Raw genomic sequence first — 19,044 nt, forward strand, 5'->3', positions numbered from 1 at the left:
TATTCTCCGCACGCGGGTATATACCCGCTTAATGTCGGAAAAACCGGCCTCAGGCCAGTTCGTCCAAGAGTCTCAGCAAGGTTTCACGCTTCTCGGCGCCCAGTCGGTCGATCAACCGCTGTTGCGCCGCTTCCCAGGCCGGCAGCGCCGCTGCCAGACGTTGCGCACCAGTCTCGGTGAGCCTGACGATGCGGTTGCGCATGTCTTCGCCCTCGGCCAGCGCCACCAGCCCTTCGCCTTCCAGCACCCGCAGATTACGCCCCAGCGTGCTGCGATCGAGGCCCATGGCTTCGGCCAGTTCGGAAATGCTCGGCTGATCCAGACGCTGCAGATTGCACAGCAAAGAATACTGGGCAACGTTGATCCCGAAGCCATCGAGAGCGCCGTCGTAATGCCTGCTGACGCCACGAGCGGCGCGACGCAGGTTGGTACACAAACACTGAGAAGTAAGCATGATGCGTGTATATACCCGCGACTGTGTTAAATCAAGTTACACATGAGTTTATCAATAAGGTTTGTGGCGCCTGACACACCGCCATCGCTGGCAAGCCAGCTCCCACAGTTTCTGCAAGTGTTCACAAAATCTGCAAACGCCCTGAATACCTGTGGGAGCTGGCTTGCCAGCGAAGACGCCAGAACATTCAACGACGCTCTATCTGGCCAGCACCAACCCCACCAGCACCGCCACTTCCAGCAACTCCAGCAACGCCCCCGCCGTATCGCCTGTAGTCCCGCCCAACCGCCGCACCATCACCTGCCGCAACCAGACAAACACCCCGAACGCGACAACCAGCGCAACAATCGCCTGGAATCCAGCAATCAGCAGACAACCCAACGCGCTCAACGCCAGCACCCGCCATCCAGCCTTGCGCGGCAGATGATCGGCCAATGCCTGACCCAATCCGCCGGGCCGCACGTACGGCGTCGTCAAAAACACCGCGAGCAACGCCGCACGCCCGATCAGCGGCACGATGATCAGCGCCAGCCCTTGCTGTTGCTCGATCAACGCCACCAGTGCGGTGAACTTGAGCAACAACACCAACGCCAATGTCACCACGGCAATCGGCCCGCTGCGCGGATCTTTCATGATCGTCAGCGTACGCTCGCGATCACCAAAACCGCCGAGCCAGGCGTCAGCGCTGTCCGCCAGACCATCAAGATGCAGCGCGCCGCTGAGCAACACCCAAACCGTCAGCAACAACGCGGCATGCAACAGCAATGGCGCGCCGGACAGCAGCAGATTCAACGCCCAGAGAATCACCCCGAACAGCAAGCCCACCAGCGGATAAAACAGCAACGAGCGCCCGAGTTGTTCCGGCGCCGGCATCCCCGACAGACGAATCGGCAGACTGCTGAGAAATTGCAGGGCGATCCACAGCGGCAACATTTCAGCAACGCTCCTTGAGCAAACCATCGGCCTCGACCGTCAGCCCGAACAACGCACCATGGCCGACTTCGACGTTAAGCAGTTGCTCACGCGGCAACCCTCGTGCCTGTGCCAGTAACAGACGCATGACCCCGCCATGACTGATCAACAACACTCGCTCTCCGGCATACGCCTGATGCAAACGCGCGACAGCGGCGAGCACCCGCACGGAAAAGTCGCTGACCGGCTCGCCCTGCGGTGGCGTAAACCCGTACGGATCAGCCCAGAACAGCCCTAACGCTTCGGCGTCAGTTTCCATTAACGCCGCCGCGCTCTGCCCTTCCCAGGCACCGAAATGCAGCTCTTGCAGATCCTTGTCCAGATGCACCGACAGATTCAACTTGTCGCCCAGCTCGGCGGCAAACCGCGCACAACGCTGCAACGGCGAACTGATCAAGCGATCCCACGGCCCACCCGCGACCACCGCGTCACGCATCTGCGTCCAGCCTTTTTCGGTGAGCGCATCGTCGAGACTGCCGCGCAGGCCAGCACCCAATTCGGTCTCACCGTGACGCAGCAGATCCAGGCGCAACGTCATGCCGGACGATCCGCCACTGCGGCTTCAGCGAACGTCGCCATCTGCCCGTGCAGATCGCACGCCAGACGCAACAACGGCACCGCCAGCGCCGCACCACTGCCCTCACCCAGACGCAGACCGAGTTCCAGCAACGGCTCGGCGCCGAGGGCTTCGAGCACATGCCGATGACCCGGCTCGGCACCACGATGGCCGAACAACAGCCACTCGCGGCAGGCCGGATTCAAACGCACGGCAACCAACGCCGCGACGGTGCAGATAAAACCATCCACCAGCACCGCGACGCCTTCCTGGGCACAGGCCAGATAGGCGCCAACCAGTGCCGCGATTTCGAAACCGCCGAGGTTGAACAGGGTTTGCAGCGCATCACCGCGCTGCGCGGCATGCAACGCCAACGCACGTTCGATTACTTGCGCCTTGTGGCTGACGCCCTCGGCATTCAGTCCGGTGCCCGGGCCGGTCAGATGCAGCACCGGGCAATCGAGCAAGGCACAGGCCAATGCACTGGCGGCGGTGGTGTTGCCGATGCCCATTTCGCCACCGATGAACAACTGCGCACCGGCGGCTTTCGCCCGCAGTACGCTGTCGCGACCGGCCTGCAAGGCGAGTTCGCCCTGCGCCTGAGTCATCGCTGCGCCTTTGACGAAGTTCGCCGTGCCTGGGCCGATGTTCAGATGGCGTACACCCGGCAAGTTCAGGGTCGGCGTCACGGTACCGAGATCGACCACTTCCAGCTCTGCACCGAGCTGTCGCGCCAACACACTGATCGCCGCGCCGCCGCTGACGAAGTTGAGCAGCATCTGCCCGGTAACTTCCTGCGGGAATGCCGAAACCCCTTCAGCCACCACGCCATGGTCACCGGCAAAAATCGCGATCCACAGCTGACTTAGCTGCGGCTTGACCTGCCCCTGCAAACCGGCGAGTTGCACCGCCACCGCTTCCAGGCGACCAAGAGAGCCGGCCGGTTTGGTCAGTTGTTGTTGACGCGCCGCTGCTTGTGCAACGGCATCTGCATCGACCGGTTTGCACGGGTTCAGCCACCAGGTTTGAGTCATAGCGCAGATCCTTTCAGAGTCAGGGGCAGGCCGGCGACGGTCAGGACGACTCGCTGACAGCGCTCAGCCAGAGCTTGATGCAGCCAACCGGCTTCATCGACATAGCGGCGAGTCAATTCGCCCAGCGGTACGACACCCATTCCGGTCTCGTTGCTGACAAAAATGATTTCCCCTGGCAATGACGCCAGGCAGTCGAGCAAAGCTTCGCGTTCGGCAGCGAGGCGTCCGGCGTCATCGAGCATCAGCAGATTGGTCAGCCACAGGGTCAGGCAATCCACCAGCAGGCAGCGCTCGGCACTGGCGTTCTCACGCAGGACGCGGGCCAGTTGCAGCGGCTCTTCGATGAGTGCCCATTCGACAGGACGGCGGGCGCGGTGATGGGCGACGCGATCGCTCATTTCACCGTCCAGCGGTTGGCTGGTAGCGATGTAGGTCACGGCCAGATGGCTGTCGCTGGCGAGTTTTTCTGCCAGCCGACTTTTGCCGGAGCGGGCGCCGCCGAGGATCAGTTGGAGCATGGTTCATTCCTTCAAATTGGCGGTGTGCCGATTTCAGCCATCGCGAGCAGGCTCACTCCTACAGTTGATCGCGAACAATCCCTTGTAGGAGTGAGCCTGCTCGCGATGCATTCACCTCAAATCCCACAGAGCTGACGCAACAGATCAGTATCCAGATGCGTCTCCACCAGATCCGCCAGCCGCTCGATATCGCGCTCGCGCAACCCGTGGTAATCCACTTCCTGCACATCACTCAAGCCCGCCCAGCGCAACAGCGCCGCACTGGCTGCCGGCGACTCGAACAAGCCATGCAGATACGTGCCGAAAATCTGTCCATCCAGACTTTGCGCACCGTCACAGCGCCCGTCATCCAGCCGCACAGCAGGGTTTTCCAGCGCCGGGCCAGTGGTCACGCCCGCATGGATTTCATAACCGCTGACCTCAGCCTCTTCCAGCGCCAGACGCCCGCGCACATTGCGCAATTGCTTCTCGGCTTCGAGCCTGGTCTCAAACGCAAGCAAACCCAGTCCGGCACTGGAACCGGGCGCACCTTCCAGACCCAGCGGATCGTGCACCTGCTCGCCGAGCATTTGCAGACCGCCGCAAATCCCCAGCACTTTGCCGCCATAGCGCAAATGTCGGCTGATGGCGGTGTCCCAGCCATTGGCGCGTAAATAAGCCAAGTCGCTGCGTACGCTTTTCGAACCCGGCAGGATGATCAGGTCCGCCGCAGGAATCGCCTGCCCCGGGCCGACGAATTGCAGATCGACCTGAGGATGCAGACGCAACGGATCGAAGTCGGTGTGATTGCTGATGCGCGGCAACACCGGCACCAGCACTTTCAACACTCGCTCGGCCTTGTCGGTCTGGCGCTGATCGATGCCGTCCTCGGCTTCCAGATGCAGATCCATCACATAGGGCAACACGCCAACCACCGGTTTGCCGGTACGCTGTTCCAGCCAGTCGAGGCCCGGTTGCAGCAAGGCGATGTCGCCACGAAAACGGTTGATGATGAAGCCCTTGACCCGCGCCTGCTCACTCGGCGAAAGCAGTTCCAGCGTGCCGACCAAATGGGCGAAAACTCCACCGCGATTGATGTCGGCAATCAGCAACACCGGGCAATCCACCGCTTCGGCGAAACCCATGTTGGCGATATCGCCGGCACGCAGATTAATCTCGGCCGGCGAGCCTGCGCCTTCGACCATCACCAGTGGATACGCGGCGCTGAGGCGCTGATGCGAGGCCAGCACCGCTTGCATCGCGATGGCTTTGTAATCGTGATAAGCGACGGCGTTCATGCTGGTGACCGCACGGCCATGGATGATGACCTGCGCGCCGGTATCACTATTCGGCTTGAGCAGTACCGGATTCATGTCGGTGTGCGGCTCAAGGTTCGCCGCTTGCGCCTGCACGGCCTGGGCGCGACCGATCTCGCCGCCATCCGCGGTCACCGCGCTGTTGAGCGCCATGTTCTGCGGCTTGAACGGCACCACCGCGACGCCCTGACGGGTCGCCCAGCGGCATAACGCCGTCACCAGCGTGCTTTTACCGGCATCGGAAGTGGTGCCCTGCACCATCAGCGTGGTCATTGGTATTCCTTGAAAAACGCTTCTAGCGCTTTTTCCAGACGGGACTCTTCGGCCGCATCGGCCGGCAGTCCGAAACGCACACTGCTGTTATGCGTGAAGATGCGTACGAGGATGCCGCGCCGGGCCAGAAAGTCATGCAGCGTTTGCGCGTGTTCAGTGATCAGCCACTGAAACAGCGCGCAACCGCCTTGCGGTTTAAAACCGTAGCGCTCGAGCAACAGCGCCAGGCGTTCGCTGGCCTCGTCGCTGCGAACGCGTTGCCGGGTGTGGCCTTCGGTGTCTTGCAGACAGGCTTGACCCAATACCCGCGTCGGCCCGCTGACCGCCCACGGACCGACCTGTTCGGCGAGCAGTTTGAGCAACTTGCGCTCGGCCAGCACGAAGCCCAGACGCACACCGGCCAGGCCGAAGAACTTGCCGAACGAACGCAGAATGATCAGCCCGACCTGATTGGCATACGGCGCCAGACTCAGGTGCGGGGTGTTGTCCATGAACGCTTCGTCGACCACCAGCCAACCGCCGCGCTGGGCCAGTCGCGCATGCCAGTCGAGCAGCTTCGCCGGGGTCAGACTCAGGCCGGTCGGGTTGTTCGGATTGACCACCACCAGCACGTCAAGGCTGTCGAGAAAGAACTCGACTTCCTGCTCCAGCACTTCGCGCACGATGTAACCGCTGCGGCGCCAGGCTTCGGCATGCTCGGCATAACACGGTGACAGCACACCAACCTTGCCGGCGCGACGCAAACGCGGCAGCAACTGAATGGCCATTTGCGAACCGGCCACCGGCAGCACCTGCGTTGCACCGTAGTAATCGCACGCGGCCTGTTCCAGACCGTCATCGGTTTCCGGCAGACGCGCCCAGGCGCGCAACGGAATCGGCGGCACGGGAAACGGCCACGGCGCCAGACCGCTGGACAGGTCTAGCCAATCGGCTTCGGCGATCCCGTAATCGAGTGCAGCCTTGCGCAACCGGCCACCGTGCTCAAGCATAGAATTCAGCCCCCACGCAGAGAATCAGCAGCCATAACCATACCCCGCGCTGGACCAATTGCCAGCCACGGTCGATGGAGTCGGCATCGGCAGGTGCGCCTTCACCGAGTTGCGGACGCTCATGCAGTTCGCCGTGATAGATCGCCGGGCCACCCAGTTCCACACCCAGCGCGCCGGCGCCTGCCGCCATCACCGGACCGGCGTTGGGGCTGTCCCATTTCGGCGCCTGCGTACGCCAGCACTTCAGAGCGAGTCGGGTCTTGCCGAGCAGCGCGTAGGTCAACGCCACCAGACGCGCAGGAATGTAGTTGAGGACGTCGTCGATTTTCGCCGCCGCCCAGCCGAAACGCTCGAAGCGTTCGTTGCGATAGCCCCACATCGCGTCAAGTGTGTTGCTCAGGCGATAGAGGACCACGCCGGGCGCGCCGGCCACGACAAACCAGAACAGCGCGGCAAACACTGCATCGCTACCGTTCTCCAGAACCGATTCGGTGGCGGCGCGGGCGACCGCAGTGCTGTCCAGTTCATCGGTCTGCCGGCTGACCAGATAACCGACGCGCTTGCGTGCTTCTTCGAGATCGTCGCCGCGCAGGGCCTTGGCCACCGGCTCGACATGTTCGCCGAGACTGCGCATACCGAGGGCGCAATACAGCGCGAGAATCTCGACCACCCAGCCCACGTATGGCGCCCACGAAAGTGCGGTGGCCAGCAGGGTCAGCGGCACAACCGCGATCACCCACGCGGTGACCCCGTGGCTACGCCAGCCGCGACCACCACCATTGAAACGTTGCTCGATGCGTCCGGCAAAACGGCCGAACGCCACCAGCGGATGCCAGCGTTTCGGTTCACCCAGCAGCGCATCCAGCGCGACCGCGGCGACACTCAACAACGCCACACTCATTGACTCACTCCCCAATAATTTTCATACAGCAACTCATTGAGCGGACGCGCCTGCGCCCACCCTTCGAGTACCAGCATCGGCGCCGGATAGAATTCCTTGACCGGGCCCAGACACAACACTGCCAACGGCTTGGCCCCGGCCGGCAGTTTCAGCAGGTCGGCCAGTGCTTGCGGCTCGAACAGCGAGACCCAGCCCATACCCAATCCTTCGGCACGCGAGGCCAGCCACAGGTTTTGAATTGCGCAGGACAGCGAGGCCATGTCCATTTCCGGCAGCGTGCGGCGGCCGAAAATATGTTTTTCACGATCATCCATCAGCGCTGCGACCAAGACTTCGGCGCAGTCGTTGATGCCTTCGACCTTGAGCTTCATGAACTCATCGCTGCGCTCGCCGAGGGCTTCGGCGGTGCGGATGCGTTCTTCTTCCACCAGATTGCGGATCTGCCCGCGCAGCGCACGGTCGCTGATGCGGATGAAGCGCCATGGCTGCATCAGGCCAACGCTTGGCGCCTGATGCGCGGCTTCCAGCAGGCGGCGCAGCAGCTCGGGCTCGACGGTGCCGCCGGTGAAGTGGCGCATGTCGCGGCGTTCGGCGATGGCGCGGTAAACGGCTTGGCGTTCAGTCTCGGAGAATGCGTTGTCTGTCATGGCCCCATCGCTGGCAAGCCAGCTCCCACAGGGGGTACGGTTTCTTCAGGCAATGCCGCAACCAGGCTGCCTTTTCCCACAGGGGATTGGATTTCTTCAGACCCGACATCGCCCACTGTGGGAGCTAGCCTGCTAGCGATAGCAATTGTGGATCCAGGTGCAAACAGTGCCGCGACAGCCACAGGATTCGACGGGAAATAGAAGTGAACATAGGAAGCCGTCATCCGCCCATCCCGATAAACCGCCTCCGCCCCACGCCCACCATTCGGGCTCAGGCCCCGGGCAATCGGCGTCAGTTCGGTGGTGGTCAGCGAATGGTGATAGGTATGACCGCGCAACGAGCCTTCCGGCAAATCCACCGCTTGCAGCGCCAGCGCCGCCAGACGTTTCTGCATCACCGCATCGCCGCTCAGCAAGCCGACCAGTTCGGCACGAGTGCCCTCAACATCAATCAACGAATCGAGCAGATAAAGCATGCCGCCACATTCCGCGAGCAACGGTTTGCCAGCGGCGTGATGCGCACGAATCGCATCGATCATTGAGGTGTTCTGCGCCAACGCAACATGATGCAATTCCGGGTAACCACCGGGCAGATACAGACTGTCGGCGTCAGGCAATTGCGTATCGCGGATCGGCGAGAAGAAGCTCAATTCGGCGCCCATCGCCCGCAGCAAATCGAGACTGGCGCCGTAGGTGAAGGCAAACGCTTCATCACGGGCAACGGCGATGCGCACGCCGGCCAGCAATGGCTCGGCGACGAGTACGTCCGGCGCGGCGAATTCCACCGCCGGTGGCAGCGCTACCTCGCAACTGCTGGCCAAGGCTTCGGCAGCGGCATCGAGGCGCACGTCGAGGTCGTTCAGTTCACTGGCCTGGACCAGGCCAAGATGGCGGCTCGGCAGTTCGATCCCGGTTTCCCGCGACAGTGCGCCGTACCAGCGCAAACCTTCGGTAAGGCTGCCTTCGAGCAGTTGCGCATGACGCAACGTGCCGACGCGATTGGCCAGGACTCCGGCGAACGGCAAGTCCGGCTGATAACGCGCCAGCCCCAGCGCCAAGGCACCAAAAGTCTGCGCCATGGCAGTGCCGTCAATCACGCCGAGCACCGGCACACCAAAATGCCGCGCCAGATCGGCGCTCGACGGCGTGCCGTCGAACAAACCCATCACGCCTTCGATCAGGATCAGGTCTGCTTCGCCTGCGGCTTCCCACAACAGGCGACGGCTTTCCTGCTCGCCGACCATCCACATATCCAACTGATAGACCGGCGCACCGCTGGCGCGCTCGAGAATCATCGGATCGAGAAAATCCGGCCCGCATTTGAAGACGCGAACCTTGCGCCCCTGATTGCGGTGCAATCGGGCCAATGCTGCGGTGACGGTGGTCTTGCCCTGACCGGAGGCCGGCGCGGCGATCAGTACCGCCGGGCAGTGACGTGGTTGATTCAAAGTTCGACGCCTTTCTGCGCTTTGATGCCAGCCTGGAAGGCGTGTTTGATCATGCCCATCTCGGTGACCGTATCGCCCATCTCGATCATTTCCGGTTTGGCCGCACGACCGGTGACGATCACATGCTGCATCGGCGGACGCGCCTGCAAGTCACTGAGCACCTGATCGAGATCGAGGTAGCCGTGCTTTAGGGCGATGTTCAATTCATCCAGCACCACCAGACCGATCGACGGGTCACGCAACAGTTCGCGAGACACTTCCCACGCGGCTTCGGCGGCGGCGATATCACGCTGGCGATCCTGGGTTTCCCAGGTGAAGCCCTCGCCCATCACATGAAAACGCACCTGCTCGGGAAAGCGGCGGAAGAACAGTTCTTCGCCAGTGCTGTTGCGGCCCTTGATGAACTGCACCACACCGCACTGCATGCCGTGGCCCATGGCGCGGGCGAGCATGCCGAACGCCGAACTGCTTTTGCCTTTGCCATTGCCGGTCAGCACCAGCACCAGGCCGCACTCGTCAGGCGAATTGGCGATGCGTTCGTCGATCACGGCTTTTTTGCGCTGCATACGCGCCAGATGGCGTTCGTCACGCTCGGGGGAATCAGTCATGGGGGAGCTCTCCGTTGAGGCTGGATAACGGCGGGCAGGCACAAGAATAGACGGCAAAAAGCCTGGCATCGCCCACCGTGATGCCGCTGGATGGATCAGGCCGGTCTCCGGGCTCATGAGCGGCGATTCGCCAGTCTGCGCGCCTTCCCGGGTCTTTCGACACAGTGGCTAGATGCGCAGTTTTCACTCATTTACCGTTGCGGGGGCAGCGCCGGGATCGTGATTGTTCTTCGCCTGAAGACAACCCTCACCGGCTTCCCTGTTTCACTCTGTCGACGTGGGTCACAGAGCACCTGAAACAAGCCGCGAAGGTTAGAGGGTTGGGGGTGGAGCGTCAATTAAAGAGGCGGCCATCGGGCGAATAACTGCCGCCGATCAATTATCTGACGCCAATCTTGTGCCACACTGTTACAAGTGATATCAAAGAGCCATGCTTTATCTGAAAAGCACATCACAACAATAAGGATGATTACGATGCAAGGCATGATCATCAGCAATCCGCGCCTGGAATTCCTGCGCCCGGTGCTTGAACGCTGGTTTGACTGTATTGACCGTTACAACGCCGTGCGCGGCGACAGCGACACGCCTTACTGGCACGACGAAAAAGCCAACCTCGGCTTGCTCTCGGCGGCGGCATGGATGGCCGAACTGGTGACGCTGGAACAGACTGCCACCCGCAAACAGAATGAAGACGGCGAGCGCAACGTGCGCGCCGACCTGTTTCTCGCCGGCAGCGAGGATCGCGCATTCATTCAGGCCACGCAGCGCTGGCCACGGGTCAACAACCTGAACCTGACCCAAGCGCTGCTGGACATCACCAGCGACGCCAAACGCATCAGCTTCGCCAGTGATCTCAAGCTCGGTTGCCTGTTCGTCGCGCCGCAAAAGGCTCAACACAGCGCCAGCCCGGAAGAGCTGCAAGACATGGTCGACGACCTGCAAAAGGAACACACCTGCGCCGTCGCCTGGTACTTCCCCTACGCCTACCGCAAATTGCGCAGTGAAGCGGGCAACTATCACCCGGGCATCGCCGTACTGTTCAAAGAGGCGCGCGGTTGAGCAGTTGAACCATCGGGCTTGCGTGGTCCTCTATGATTAGGAATGCATTCATAGGGAAGATCAGTAATGCGCAAGCCCCAGCTCGTTTTCGTCATCGCCCTCGCCGGAGGGCTCGCCGCCTGTGGTGAATCCTCCAGCCTGCAAGTCTCCGACGGCACCGGCCCGTCACCCAAGTTGCCCGAACCGAACAAAACGCTGATCCCGACGGTGAACATTGCTCCGGCGATCGGCTGGCCCGAGGGCGGCAAACCGACCGCAGCGGCAGGCACCCAAGTCGCCGCATTCGCCGAAGGCCTTGATCACCCGCGCTGGCTCTATGTGCTGCCCAATGGCGACGTGTTGGTGGCGGAAACCAACGCCCCGCCGAAACCCGACGACAGCAGCGGCATTCGTGGCTGGGTGATGAAGAAAGTCATGGGCAAGGCCGGGGCCGGCGTGCCGAGTGCCAATCGCATCACCTTGCTGCGCGATGCCGATCACGACGGCGTGGCCGAAACACGCACAGTGTTTCTGCAAAACCTCAACTCACCGTTCGGCATGACCCTGGTCGGCAATGACTTGTATGTCGCCGACACTGACCGCTTGTTGCGCTTTCACTATGAACCCGGCGCGACCGAGATCAAGACGCAACCGATCAAGGTCACCGACCTGCCGGGCGGCACCATCAATCACCACTGGACGAAAAACGTCATTGCCAGCAAGGACGGCAGCAAGCTTTACGTCACCGTCGGCTCGAACAGTAACGTTGGCGAAAATGGTCTGGAAGCAGAACAAGGTCGCGCCGCCATTTGGGAAGTGGACCGGGCAACCGGCAATCACCGGATCTTCGCCTCGGGCATCCGCAATCCCAATGGCCTGGCCTGGGAACCCACCAGCGGCGCGCTGTGGACAGCGGTCAACGAGCGCGATGAAATCGGCAGCGACCTGGTGCCGGATTACATCACCTCGGTCAAGGATGGCGCGTTCTATGGCTGGCCCTTCAGCTATTACGGCCAGCATGTTGATGTGCGGGTAAATCCGCAGAATCTGGATCTGGTGGCCAAAGCCATCGCGCCGGACTACGCGGTCGGCCCGCATACGGCATCGCTGGGCCTTACGTTCGCCGAGGGTAATTCGCTGCCGGCGCAGTTCAAGGAAGGCGCATTCATTGGCCAGCACGGCTCTTGGAACCGTAAACCGCACAGTGGTTATAAAGTGATTTTCGTGCCGTTTGCAGCAGGCAAGCCGAATGGGCAACCGGTGGATGTGTTGACCGGATTCCTCGACAAGGATGAGAACGCGCTGGGTCGCCCGGTAGGCGTGGTGATCGACCAGCAAGGGGATTTGCTGGTGGCGGATGACGTGGGGAACAAGGTGTGGCGAGTGTCGTCCACGAAGTGAATATCTAGCTGTTAAATGCAATTCCTGTGGGAGCGGGCTTGCCCGCGATGAGGCCGGTTCAGCCAGCACTTATATTGACTGACCCACCGCCATCGCGGGCAAGCCCGCTCCCACAGGGTTCGATGTAAGCTTGACTAAGGGTTATGCGCCAGATGCTCCGGCTGCAACACCCGCTTCGCACTCAGATAAGCCTTCTGCCAATACGCCTTCGACAGACTGTCCAACTTCACCGTGCCGCCGGTAGCCGGCGCATGCACGAAGCGCCCTTCCCCGACGTAGATTCCCGCATGACTGACCTGAGAGCCGCCATTGGTGGCGAAGAAGATCAGATCGCCGGTCTGCAAGCCTTCCTTGCCGACATTCGGTGCCTGCATGACGATCAGCTCGCGTGTGGAGCGCGGCAGGTTGATGCCGGCAGCGTCACGGTAAACAAAACCGATCAGGCCGCTGCAATCAAAACCCGAGTCCGGCGTGTTGCCGCCCCAGCGATAAGGCGTGCCCACCAGACCGAGTGCGCGGAACAGCACATCTTCAGCGGCGGGAGAAAAAGCCTGGGAGGAACCGAACACCACGGGAGCGCGAACCACCGGCGCTGGCGGTGGCGTGCGACTGGCGCAGGCGCTGAGCAGCGCTGCGAAGAACATCAATGTGAGGCGGGCCGACATCGTCATTAGCAGAACATCCTGATCTGGCTGCGGCTTTTTCTGCCGGAAGGACAGAAAACAAAACCGCCTGCGTGGGTACGCAGGCGGTTTGCCATCAATATAGATTCAAGATTCTAGCGGCTACGCGGCAAACTTCAAGTAAGACTTTAACTTCACCCTGTAAAGTCTGTGTCTACTCCGTTGCCGGAACCCGTTTTGTCGCCACGAAGGCAGCGACAACGGGGGAAATTACTTGCGAGCGGTGACTACAGTCGGCGCGTTGGCAAGTGCGCGCTTGGCTTCGATGAAGCTCTTGCTCCAGTAGCTGTCACCCAGGTTGTCGATGCGAACACCGCCGCTGCGACGACTGCTGGAGTGAATGAACTGGTTGTCACCCAGGTAGATCCCGGCGTGGCTTACACGACCGCGACGACCATTGGTGGCGAAGAACAGCAGATCGCCCGGCTCAAGGTTGCTGCGCGCTACCAGCGGCGCATCAACGTTGATCATTTCGCGGGTGGAGCGCGGCAGATTCATGCCGGCCTCTTCACGAAACAGGTAGCCGATGAAACCGCTGCAATCGAAACCGGCTTCAGAGGTACCGCCGAAACGGTAACGGGTACCGATCAGAGACATGCCGCGTTCGAGGATGCTGTCGGCCAGAACTGGAAGCTGGTAAGGCTTGCTGCCGTTGAAATCGGCCAGTTCTTTTTCGGTTGCCAGCTCTTCCTGGTAAATAACGGAAGACTGGGCAGTAGCAGAATTTTTAGCCTGTTGTTGCTGCTCTTGGACTGGAGAGTGAGCAGCGCAACCGTACAACAGGGTGACAAGTGCGAGAGGCACGAGGGGTGCGAAGCGCTTTAGCATGGGCACGACCGTGGCTGATAGTTGTAAAGAAGCCGAGACTATGCCCGCTATCAACCTCATTTGCAAATTCAATCGATCTTTTTGTGACTTCCCGGTTTCTCGTTTACATCTAAGCGCTTAAGCCCATTTGAATCGATACGCGGCCTGCACAGCGTGCAGGAAAGCGGATTTTCTGGCGCCTGAAATATGCCGAAACCCGCTACAAGCCGCAGTTTCAGGACGTTTGCTACCAGCCGAGAGTTTCTTTGAGGAAGGGAATTGTCAGCTTGCGCTGAGCCTGCAAGGAGGCCTGATCGAGCTGTTCGAGCAGATCGAACAGTGCACTCATGCTGCGGGTGCCGCGAGTCAAAATAAAATGTCCGACTTCATCGGTCAGGTGCAGACCACGACGCGATGCGCGCAATTGCAAGGCACGCAGTTTGTCTTCATCGGAGAGAGGACGCATCTGGAAAATCAACGCCAGGGTCAGGCGCGATTTCAAGTCAGCCAGTTTTACCGGCAGCTCGCGTGGCGAGGTGGAGGCTGCGATCAGCAGACGCCGACCGCTGTCACGCAGTCGATTGAACAGATGAAACAGCGCCTCTTCCCAATCAGCCTTGCCCGCTACGGCGTGCAAGTCATCGAGACAAACCAGTTCGTACTGTTCAAGGTTGTCGAGGATTTCGATACCGCGATCCATCAATTCGGCCAGCGGCAGATACACCGCCGCTTCACCCATCTGTTCGAAGCGCAGGCAGGCTGCCTGCAACAGATGCGTACGCCCTACGCCGTTCTTGCCCCACAGATAGATCAGACTTTCGGTCCACCCGGCGTCGGCTTCGCATAGGCGCTCGACATAGCCGAGTGCAGCGGCATTGGCGCCTGGGTAGTAGTTGATAAAGGTGGCGTCGTCACGCAGACGCACACCTAGGGGCAGCTGAATCGGTTTCATGCTGACTGAACAGTTCTCAAGGAACCGTTAGTGGCCTCTGTGTAAAGTTTGCGAAGTTTATACCCGTGAAGCGAAGCGCACAATGCAACAGACCCCAAGCAAAATCAAAGGTTTGCGTTAACGCACTGGTTTTATGACAGTTTCTCTGACGCTGCTGCAACCGTTACGCCCGCAAAACACGGGCCAACCCGGTGAACCACCGGGCTGCCCGCCTGAGCGATTAAAGCTCGGGCTCGTCCGTCCCGCTATAAATGTCGGAATCCTTGTACAGATCGTGCACATGGCGCACCAGCACCATGATCACCGCCGCCACCGGCAATGCCAGCAACACGCCGGTGAAACCGAACAATTCGCCGCCCGCCAGAATCGCGAAGATTACCGCGACCGGGTGCAGGCCGATCCGGTCGCCGACCAGCAATGGCGTCAACACCATGCCTTCCAGCGCCTGACCGATCATGAACACCGCGACTATCCCGATCATAGGGTACAGATCGCCGCCAAACTGGAACAGGCCGGCAATCAGCGCCGCGCCGATACCAATCACAAAGCCCATGTACGGCACGATGGCCGCCAGACCTGCGATCAGGCCGATCAACAGCCCCAACTCCAGGCCGACAATCATCAGGCCCGCCGCGTAAATCACCCCCAGCGCCAGCATCACCAGCAATTGCCCGCGCACGAACGCGCCAAGCACTTCGTGACATTCGCCGGCCAGCGAGACGATGGTTTCTTCCCGATCACGCGGCAGCAGGCTGCGGATCTTCGCCATCATCACGTCCCAATCACGCAGCAAGTAGAAGCTCACCACCGGGATCAGCACCAGATTGGCCAGCCAGCCGATCAACGCCAGACTCGAAGCCGTGGCCTGACTCAGCACCACACTGACAATGTCAGTGGTCTGGCCCATGTGCTCGCTGATCGCCGCTTTGACTTTATCGAACTTCCAGAAGCCGTCCGACAGCCCCAGCTTCGATTGCCCCCACGGCAACGCCGTGTGTTGCAGCCAGTCGAGCATTTGCGGCGCCAGTTCGTACAGACGCAGTAACTGCTTGGCGAGCATCGGCACCAGCACCAGCAACAGCGCGGTGACGATCAGCGTGAACAAGGCAAACACCGCGATCACGCCCCACGTTCGCGACAGGCCGAGGCGTTCCAGACGATCCACCAGCGGATCGAACAGATACGCCAGCAGCAGCGCCACCAGGAACGGCGTGAGGATCGGATGCAGCAACCAGACAAACGCGCAAAGCAGGACTACCCCGCCGAGCCAGAACCAACGCCGCGAATCGGCCATGTACCACTCCTGCTGCTTCTATATAAGGAAAGACTTACCAGCGAAACCGTAACGACGGCGCCACTGGTGTTGGTGCCGGCGCTACAACCGGCGCCGCACCGTCGACCGGGGCTGGCGGCGGCGCAACGGGTGCCGGCGCGTCGGCCGGCACTTCCTGCAACCGCGCCAGCGACAATTGCGCACGCAATTGATCAGCGCTGCCATTGACCTGATAGACGATACGATCACCATCAACACTTTGCAGACGCATGCCGAACGGTTCGAGCAACCGCAGCAACGTAGCGTAATGCTCCAGATTCATCCCCTGCACTTCCAGAGTCTGCTGGCCCGACACACCCGGCTTGGCGACGAAGCGCGGCGCCAGACGCTCGGCAACCGCCAGCATCACTGCGTCGGCCACGGCGGCCTGATCGGCGCCCTGCACGCTGCCCGCCTCTTTTTGATCGCCCAGCCACAAATGCCACTTGGCCGTCCACTGTCCGCCCTCCTCATGCGCATGCACCGCCAACATGGCGTCGGCGTTGTAGCGCTCGGAGACGCCGTGCAGTGGCGCAGGATCAGTGCCTTCCAGCGCCGGCGCGGTGGCGACCAGTTGCTCACTAAGATCCGCCAGCGGCAAACGCAACGGCAGACCACGATGTTGCGCGGCAGCCCGCAACGGCGCGGCAGCCGCCTGACCGTCACCAACCAGACTCGAACCTTCAGTCGAATCATTCAGCCACCAACTCAGAATCGACGGCCGGCTGGCACCCCACAATGACAGCCCGGCGCGGCGCAGCGCCTGTTCGGTAGTGGCCGGATCGAAATCGACCTTGAGCACTTCCGGCGGCCCGGCGTCAAAACCGAACTGACTGATGATTTGCTGCGGGTCCTTGCGAATCGCTGCCAGGCCCGGATTCTGCGGCGCTTTCGGATCGCCGGTCAGACGCAGCACCAGCGTGTCCAGCGCCGCCTGAGTGGCGCGATCACGCTCTTCCGGCGCCTGGCCATTGACCGGCTGACGCACTTGATAAAGGCCTTTAAGGTTTTCGGCATGACTCGCCAGACTGATCAGTGACAAGCAACCCACAAACAACAATTTACAAAAACGCATGGAAAATTCCCGTCGACAGGAGCGGCTGGAACAGGCCGCGTAAACCGGTTGAGCAAGGCTGTGACCATCGGCCGTTGCAAAACATTCACACGGCGGCGGTAAGTTTTTGCACAGTGATAACGATAGACGGTTAATCGCCACACCTTATACAGGCACTCAGAACGCTCAATTGCAAAAAATTTCAGGTGATATGCCCCTGCCCGTCGGCGTGAGGATGGCCGCTGCCCCTCAAGCCTGATAAAATCGCGCGCCTTCGCAGACCGGCAACAGCCCGGCACCTCGAAATTCGCGTGAGGCAATCGCCCCTGTCGATTTCGGCGTTCCTGCTGGACTCGGTCGTTACCCCTGAATCCCCCCTAAAGGCCTGGATCATGAGCAAGCAACCCTCCCTGAGCTACAAGGACGCCGGTGTAGACATCGACGCCGGTGAAGCATTGGTCGAACGCATCAAGAGCGTCGCCAAGCGATCTGCGCGCCCGGAAGTCATGGGCGGCCTGGGCGGTTTCGGCGCCCTCTGCGAAATCCCGGCCGGCTACAAGCAGCCAGTGCTGGTTTCCGGTACCGACGGCGTCGGCACCAAGCTGCGTCTGGCGCTGAACCTGAACAAGCACGACAGCATCGGCATCGACCTGGTCGCCATGTGCGTCAACGATCTGGTGGTGTGCGGCGCCGAGCCGCTGTTCTTCCTCGATTACTACGCCACCGGCAAACTCAACGTCGAAACCGCGACTCAGGTTGTCACCGGCATCGGCGCTGGCTGCGAACTGTCCGGTTGCTCGCTGGTTGGCGGCGAAACCGCTGAAATGCCTGGCATGTACGAAGGCGAAGACTACGACCTGGCCGGCTTCTGCGTCGGCGTCGTGGAAAAATCGGAAATCATCGACGGCTCGAAAGTCGCTACCGGTGACGCCCTGATCGCCCTGCCATCGTCCGGCCCGCACTCCAACGGCTACTCGCTGATCCGCAAGATCATCGAAGTCTCCGGTGCAGACATCGAAAACATCCAGCTCGACGGCAAACCGCTGACCGATCTGCTGATGGCCCCGACCCGCATCTACGTGAAGCCGCTGCTCAAGCTGATCAAAGACACCGGCGCAGTCAAAGCCATGGCCCACATCACCGGTGGCGGCCTGCTCGACAACATCCCGCGCGTTCTGCCAAAAGGCGCACAAGCGGTGGTTGACGTGGCCAGCTGGAATCGCCCTGCCGTGTTCGACTGGCTGCAAGAGAAAGGCAACGTCGACGAGACCGAAATGCACCGCGTGCTGAACTGCGGCGTAGGCATGGTCATCTGCGTGGCTCAGGAACACGTTGAAATCACCCTGAACACCCTGCGTGAAGCGGGCGAGCAGCCTTGGGTCATCGGTCAGATCGCTGTAGCTGCCGAAGGCGCTGCTCAGGTTGAACTGAAGAACCTTAAGGCTCATTAATGTCCGCAACCTGTGATGTCGTGGTGCTGTTGTCCGGCACCGGCAGTAACTTGCAGGCTTTGATCGACAGCACGCGGACCGGCGACAGCCCGGTTCGCCTCGCTGCGGTGATTTCCAACCGCGCCGACGCCTACGGCCTGCAACGCGCCAGTGACGCGGGTATCGCCACCCGCTCGCTGGATCACAAGGCATTTGAAGGTCGCGAGGCCTTCGATGCTGCTCTGATCGAACTGATCGACGAATTCAATCCCAAACTCGTGGTACTGGCCGGTTTCATGCGCATTCTCAGCGCTGATTTCGTACGCCACTATCAGGGTCGCCTGCTGAATATCCATCCGTCGCTGCTACCCAAATACAAAGGGTTACACACTCATCAGCGTGCGCTGGAGGCCGGCGATACTGAACACGGCTGCTCCGTACACTTCGTCACCGAGGAACTCGATGGCGGACCACTGGTCGTACAGGCAGTATTACCGGTAGAGTTGCACGACACGCCGCAGAGTCTGGCGCAGCGAGTACATGTTCAGGAACACCTGATCTACCCGATGGCCGTTCGCTGGTTTGCCGAAAACCGCCTGGCACTCGGCGAGCAAGGTGCTTTACTGGACGGCCAGTTACTCGCGGCCAGCGGCCACTTGATTCGAAACTAGG

General features: G+C 61.0%; 20 protein-coding genes and 1 riboswitch. Of the genes, 4 read left to right on the plus strand and 16 right to left on the minus strand.

Annotation, left to right across the window (positions count from 1 at the left end; genetic code table 11):
* Nucleotides 1-49: 49 nt before the first annotated feature.
* From ACIOZM_RS22830 to cobO, 11 genes are all read right to left on the minus strand, one after another.
* Nucleotides 50-454 carry a MarR family winged helix-turn-helix transcriptional regulator gene (locus ACIOZM_RS22830; RefSeq protein WP_401217545.1) on the minus strand — a complete coding sequence of 135 codons (405 nt, stop codon included), beginning with the start codon at nt 452-454 and terminating at the stop codon, nt 50-52.
* 198 nt (nt 455-652) lie between these two features.
* Complete coding sequence (locus ACIOZM_RS22835) at nt 653-1,387, minus strand: adenosylcobinamide-GDP ribazoletransferase (RefSeq protein ID WP_401217548.1); 735 nt, start codon at nt 1,385-1,387, stop codon at nt 653-655.
* A 1-nt stretch (nt 1,388) separates the two neighbouring features.
* Nucleotides 1,389-1,964 (minus strand): alpha-ribazole phosphatase family protein, encoded by a 576-nt coding sequence (cobC, locus tag ACIOZM_RS22840; RefSeq protein WP_401217551.1) that lies wholly within the window; start codon nt 1,962-1,964, stop codon nt 1,389-1,391.
* Nucleotides 1,961-3,016, minus strand: a complete 1,056-nt coding sequence (gene cobT, locus ACIOZM_RS22845) for a nicotinate-nucleotide--dimethylbenzimidazole phosphoribosyltransferase (protein ID WP_401217554.1) — start codon at nt 3,014-3,016, stop codon at nt 1,961-1,963. The genes cobC and cobT overlap by 4 nt, the downstream gene beginning before the upstream one ends.
* Entirely contained in the window at nt 3,013-3,534 is a 522-nt protein-coding gene (cobU, locus tag ACIOZM_RS22850) for a bifunctional adenosylcobinamide kinase/adenosylcobinamide-phosphate guanylyltransferase (protein WP_401217556.1), read from the minus strand. The genes cobT and cobU overlap by 4 nt, the downstream gene beginning before the upstream one ends.
* A 116-nt stretch (nt 3,535-3,650) precedes the next feature.
* A complete protein-coding gene (locus ACIOZM_RS22855; protein ID WP_401217559.1) occupies nt 3,651-5,102 on the minus strand; it encodes a cobyric acid synthase in 1,452 nt (483 codons plus the stop codon).
* Nucleotides 5,099-6,091, minus strand: coding sequence for a threonine-phosphate decarboxylase CobD (cobD, locus tag ACIOZM_RS22860; RefSeq protein WP_401217562.1), 993 nt, complete (start codon nt 6,089-6,091; stop codon nt 5,099-5,101). Before cobD ends, ACIOZM_RS22855 begins: the two co-directional genes overlap by 4 nt.
* Nucleotides 6,084-6,992: an adenosylcobinamide-phosphate synthase CbiB gene (gene cbiB, locus ACIOZM_RS22865; protein WP_401217565.1), complete on the minus strand. Its 909-nt coding sequence runs from the start codon at nt 6,990-6,992 to the stop codon at nt 6,084-6,086. Before cbiB ends, cobD begins: the two co-directional genes overlap by 8 nt.
* Entirely contained in the window at nt 6,989-7,639 is a 651-nt protein-coding gene (gene bluB / locus ACIOZM_RS22870; RefSeq protein ID WP_401217568.1) for a 5,6-dimethylbenzimidazole synthase, read from the minus strand. Before bluB ends, cbiB begins: the two co-directional genes overlap by 4 nt.
* Nucleotides 7,636-9,087: a cobyrinate a,c-diamide synthase gene (locus ACIOZM_RS22875; RefSeq protein WP_401217571.1), complete on the minus strand. Its 1,452-nt coding sequence runs from the start codon at nt 9,085-9,087 to the stop codon at nt 7,636-7,638. The genes bluB and ACIOZM_RS22875 overlap by 4 nt, the downstream gene beginning before the upstream one ends.
* Entirely contained in the window at nt 9,084-9,695 is a 612-nt protein-coding gene (cobO, locus tag ACIOZM_RS22880) for a cob(I)yrinic acid a,c-diamide adenosyltransferase (RefSeq protein WP_007950401.1), read from the minus strand. The genes ACIOZM_RS22875 and cobO overlap by 4 nt, the downstream gene beginning before the upstream one ends.
* Nucleotides 9,696-9,775: 80 nt before the next feature.
* Nucleotides 9,776-10,007, minus strand: a riboswitch (cobalamin riboswitch).
* Between the two features lie 162 nt (nt 10,008-10,169).
* On the opposite strand from cobO, the gene ACIOZM_RS22885 reads away from it, so the two are divergent.
* Nucleotides 10,170-10,754, plus strand: a complete 585-nt coding sequence (locus ACIOZM_RS22885; protein WP_401217573.1) for a hypothetical protein — start codon at nt 10,170-10,172, stop codon at nt 10,752-10,754.
* 66 nt (nt 10,755-10,820) lie between these two features.
* Entirely contained in the window at nt 10,821-12,134 is a 1,314-nt protein-coding gene (locus ACIOZM_RS22890; RefSeq protein WP_401217575.1) for a PQQ-dependent sugar dehydrogenase, read from the plus strand.
* Nucleotides 12,135-12,268: 134 nt separating this feature from the next.
* Here ACIOZM_RS22890 and ACIOZM_RS22895 read toward each other — a convergent pair whose 3' ends face one another.
* From ACIOZM_RS22895 to ACIOZM_RS22915, 5 genes are all read right to left on the minus strand, one after another.
* Entirely contained in the window at nt 12,269-12,805 is a 537-nt protein-coding gene (locus ACIOZM_RS22895; protein WP_401217578.1) for a C40 family peptidase, read from the minus strand.
* 222 nt (nt 12,806-13,027) lie between these two features.
* Entirely contained in the window at nt 13,028-13,645 is a 618-nt protein-coding gene (locus tag ACIOZM_RS22900) for a C40 family peptidase (RefSeq protein WP_401217580.1), read from the minus strand.
* A 226-nt stretch (nt 13,646-13,871) separates the two neighbouring features.
* Nucleotides 13,872-14,576 (minus strand): DnaA regulatory inactivator Hda, encoded by a 705-nt coding sequence (hda, locus tag ACIOZM_RS22905; RefSeq protein ID WP_401217583.1) that lies wholly within the window; start codon nt 14,574-14,576, stop codon nt 13,872-13,874.
* Nucleotides 14,577-14,796: 220 nt separating this feature from the next.
* Nucleotides 14,797-15,870, minus strand: coding sequence for an AI-2E family transporter (locus ACIOZM_RS22910; RefSeq protein ID WP_401217586.1), 1,074 nt, complete (start codon nt 15,868-15,870; stop codon nt 14,797-14,799).
* Nucleotides 15,871-15,904: 34 nt separating this feature from the next.
* Nucleotides 15,905-16,963 carry a DUF2066 domain-containing protein gene (locus tag ACIOZM_RS22915; protein WP_401217589.1) on the minus strand — a complete coding sequence of 353 codons (1,059 nt, stop codon included), beginning with the start codon at nt 16,961-16,963 and terminating at the stop codon, nt 15,905-15,907.
* A 371-nt stretch (nt 16,964-17,334) separates the two neighbouring features.
* On the opposite strand from ACIOZM_RS22915, the gene purM reads away from it, so the two are divergent.
* Nucleotides 17,335-18,393: a phosphoribosylformylglycinamidine cyclo-ligase gene (gene purM, locus ACIOZM_RS22920; RefSeq protein ID WP_401217592.1), complete on the plus strand. Its 1,059-nt coding sequence runs from the start codon at nt 17,335-17,337 to the stop codon at nt 18,391-18,393.
* The gene (gene purN, locus ACIOZM_RS22925) at nt 18,393-19,043 is read left to right on the plus strand and encodes a phosphoribosylglycinamide formyltransferase (protein ID WP_401217595.1); all 651 of its coding nucleotides are present in this window, start codon (nt 18,393-18,395) and stop codon (nt 19,041-19,043) included. Before purM ends, purN begins: the two co-directional genes overlap by 1 nt.
* Nucleotide 19,044: the final 1 nt, after the last annotated feature.

The organism is Pseudomonas sp. NPDC087346 (assembly GCF_044744235.1).
GTDB lineage: Bacteria > Pseudomonadota > Gammaproteobacteria > Pseudomonadales > Pseudomonadaceae > Aquipseudomonas.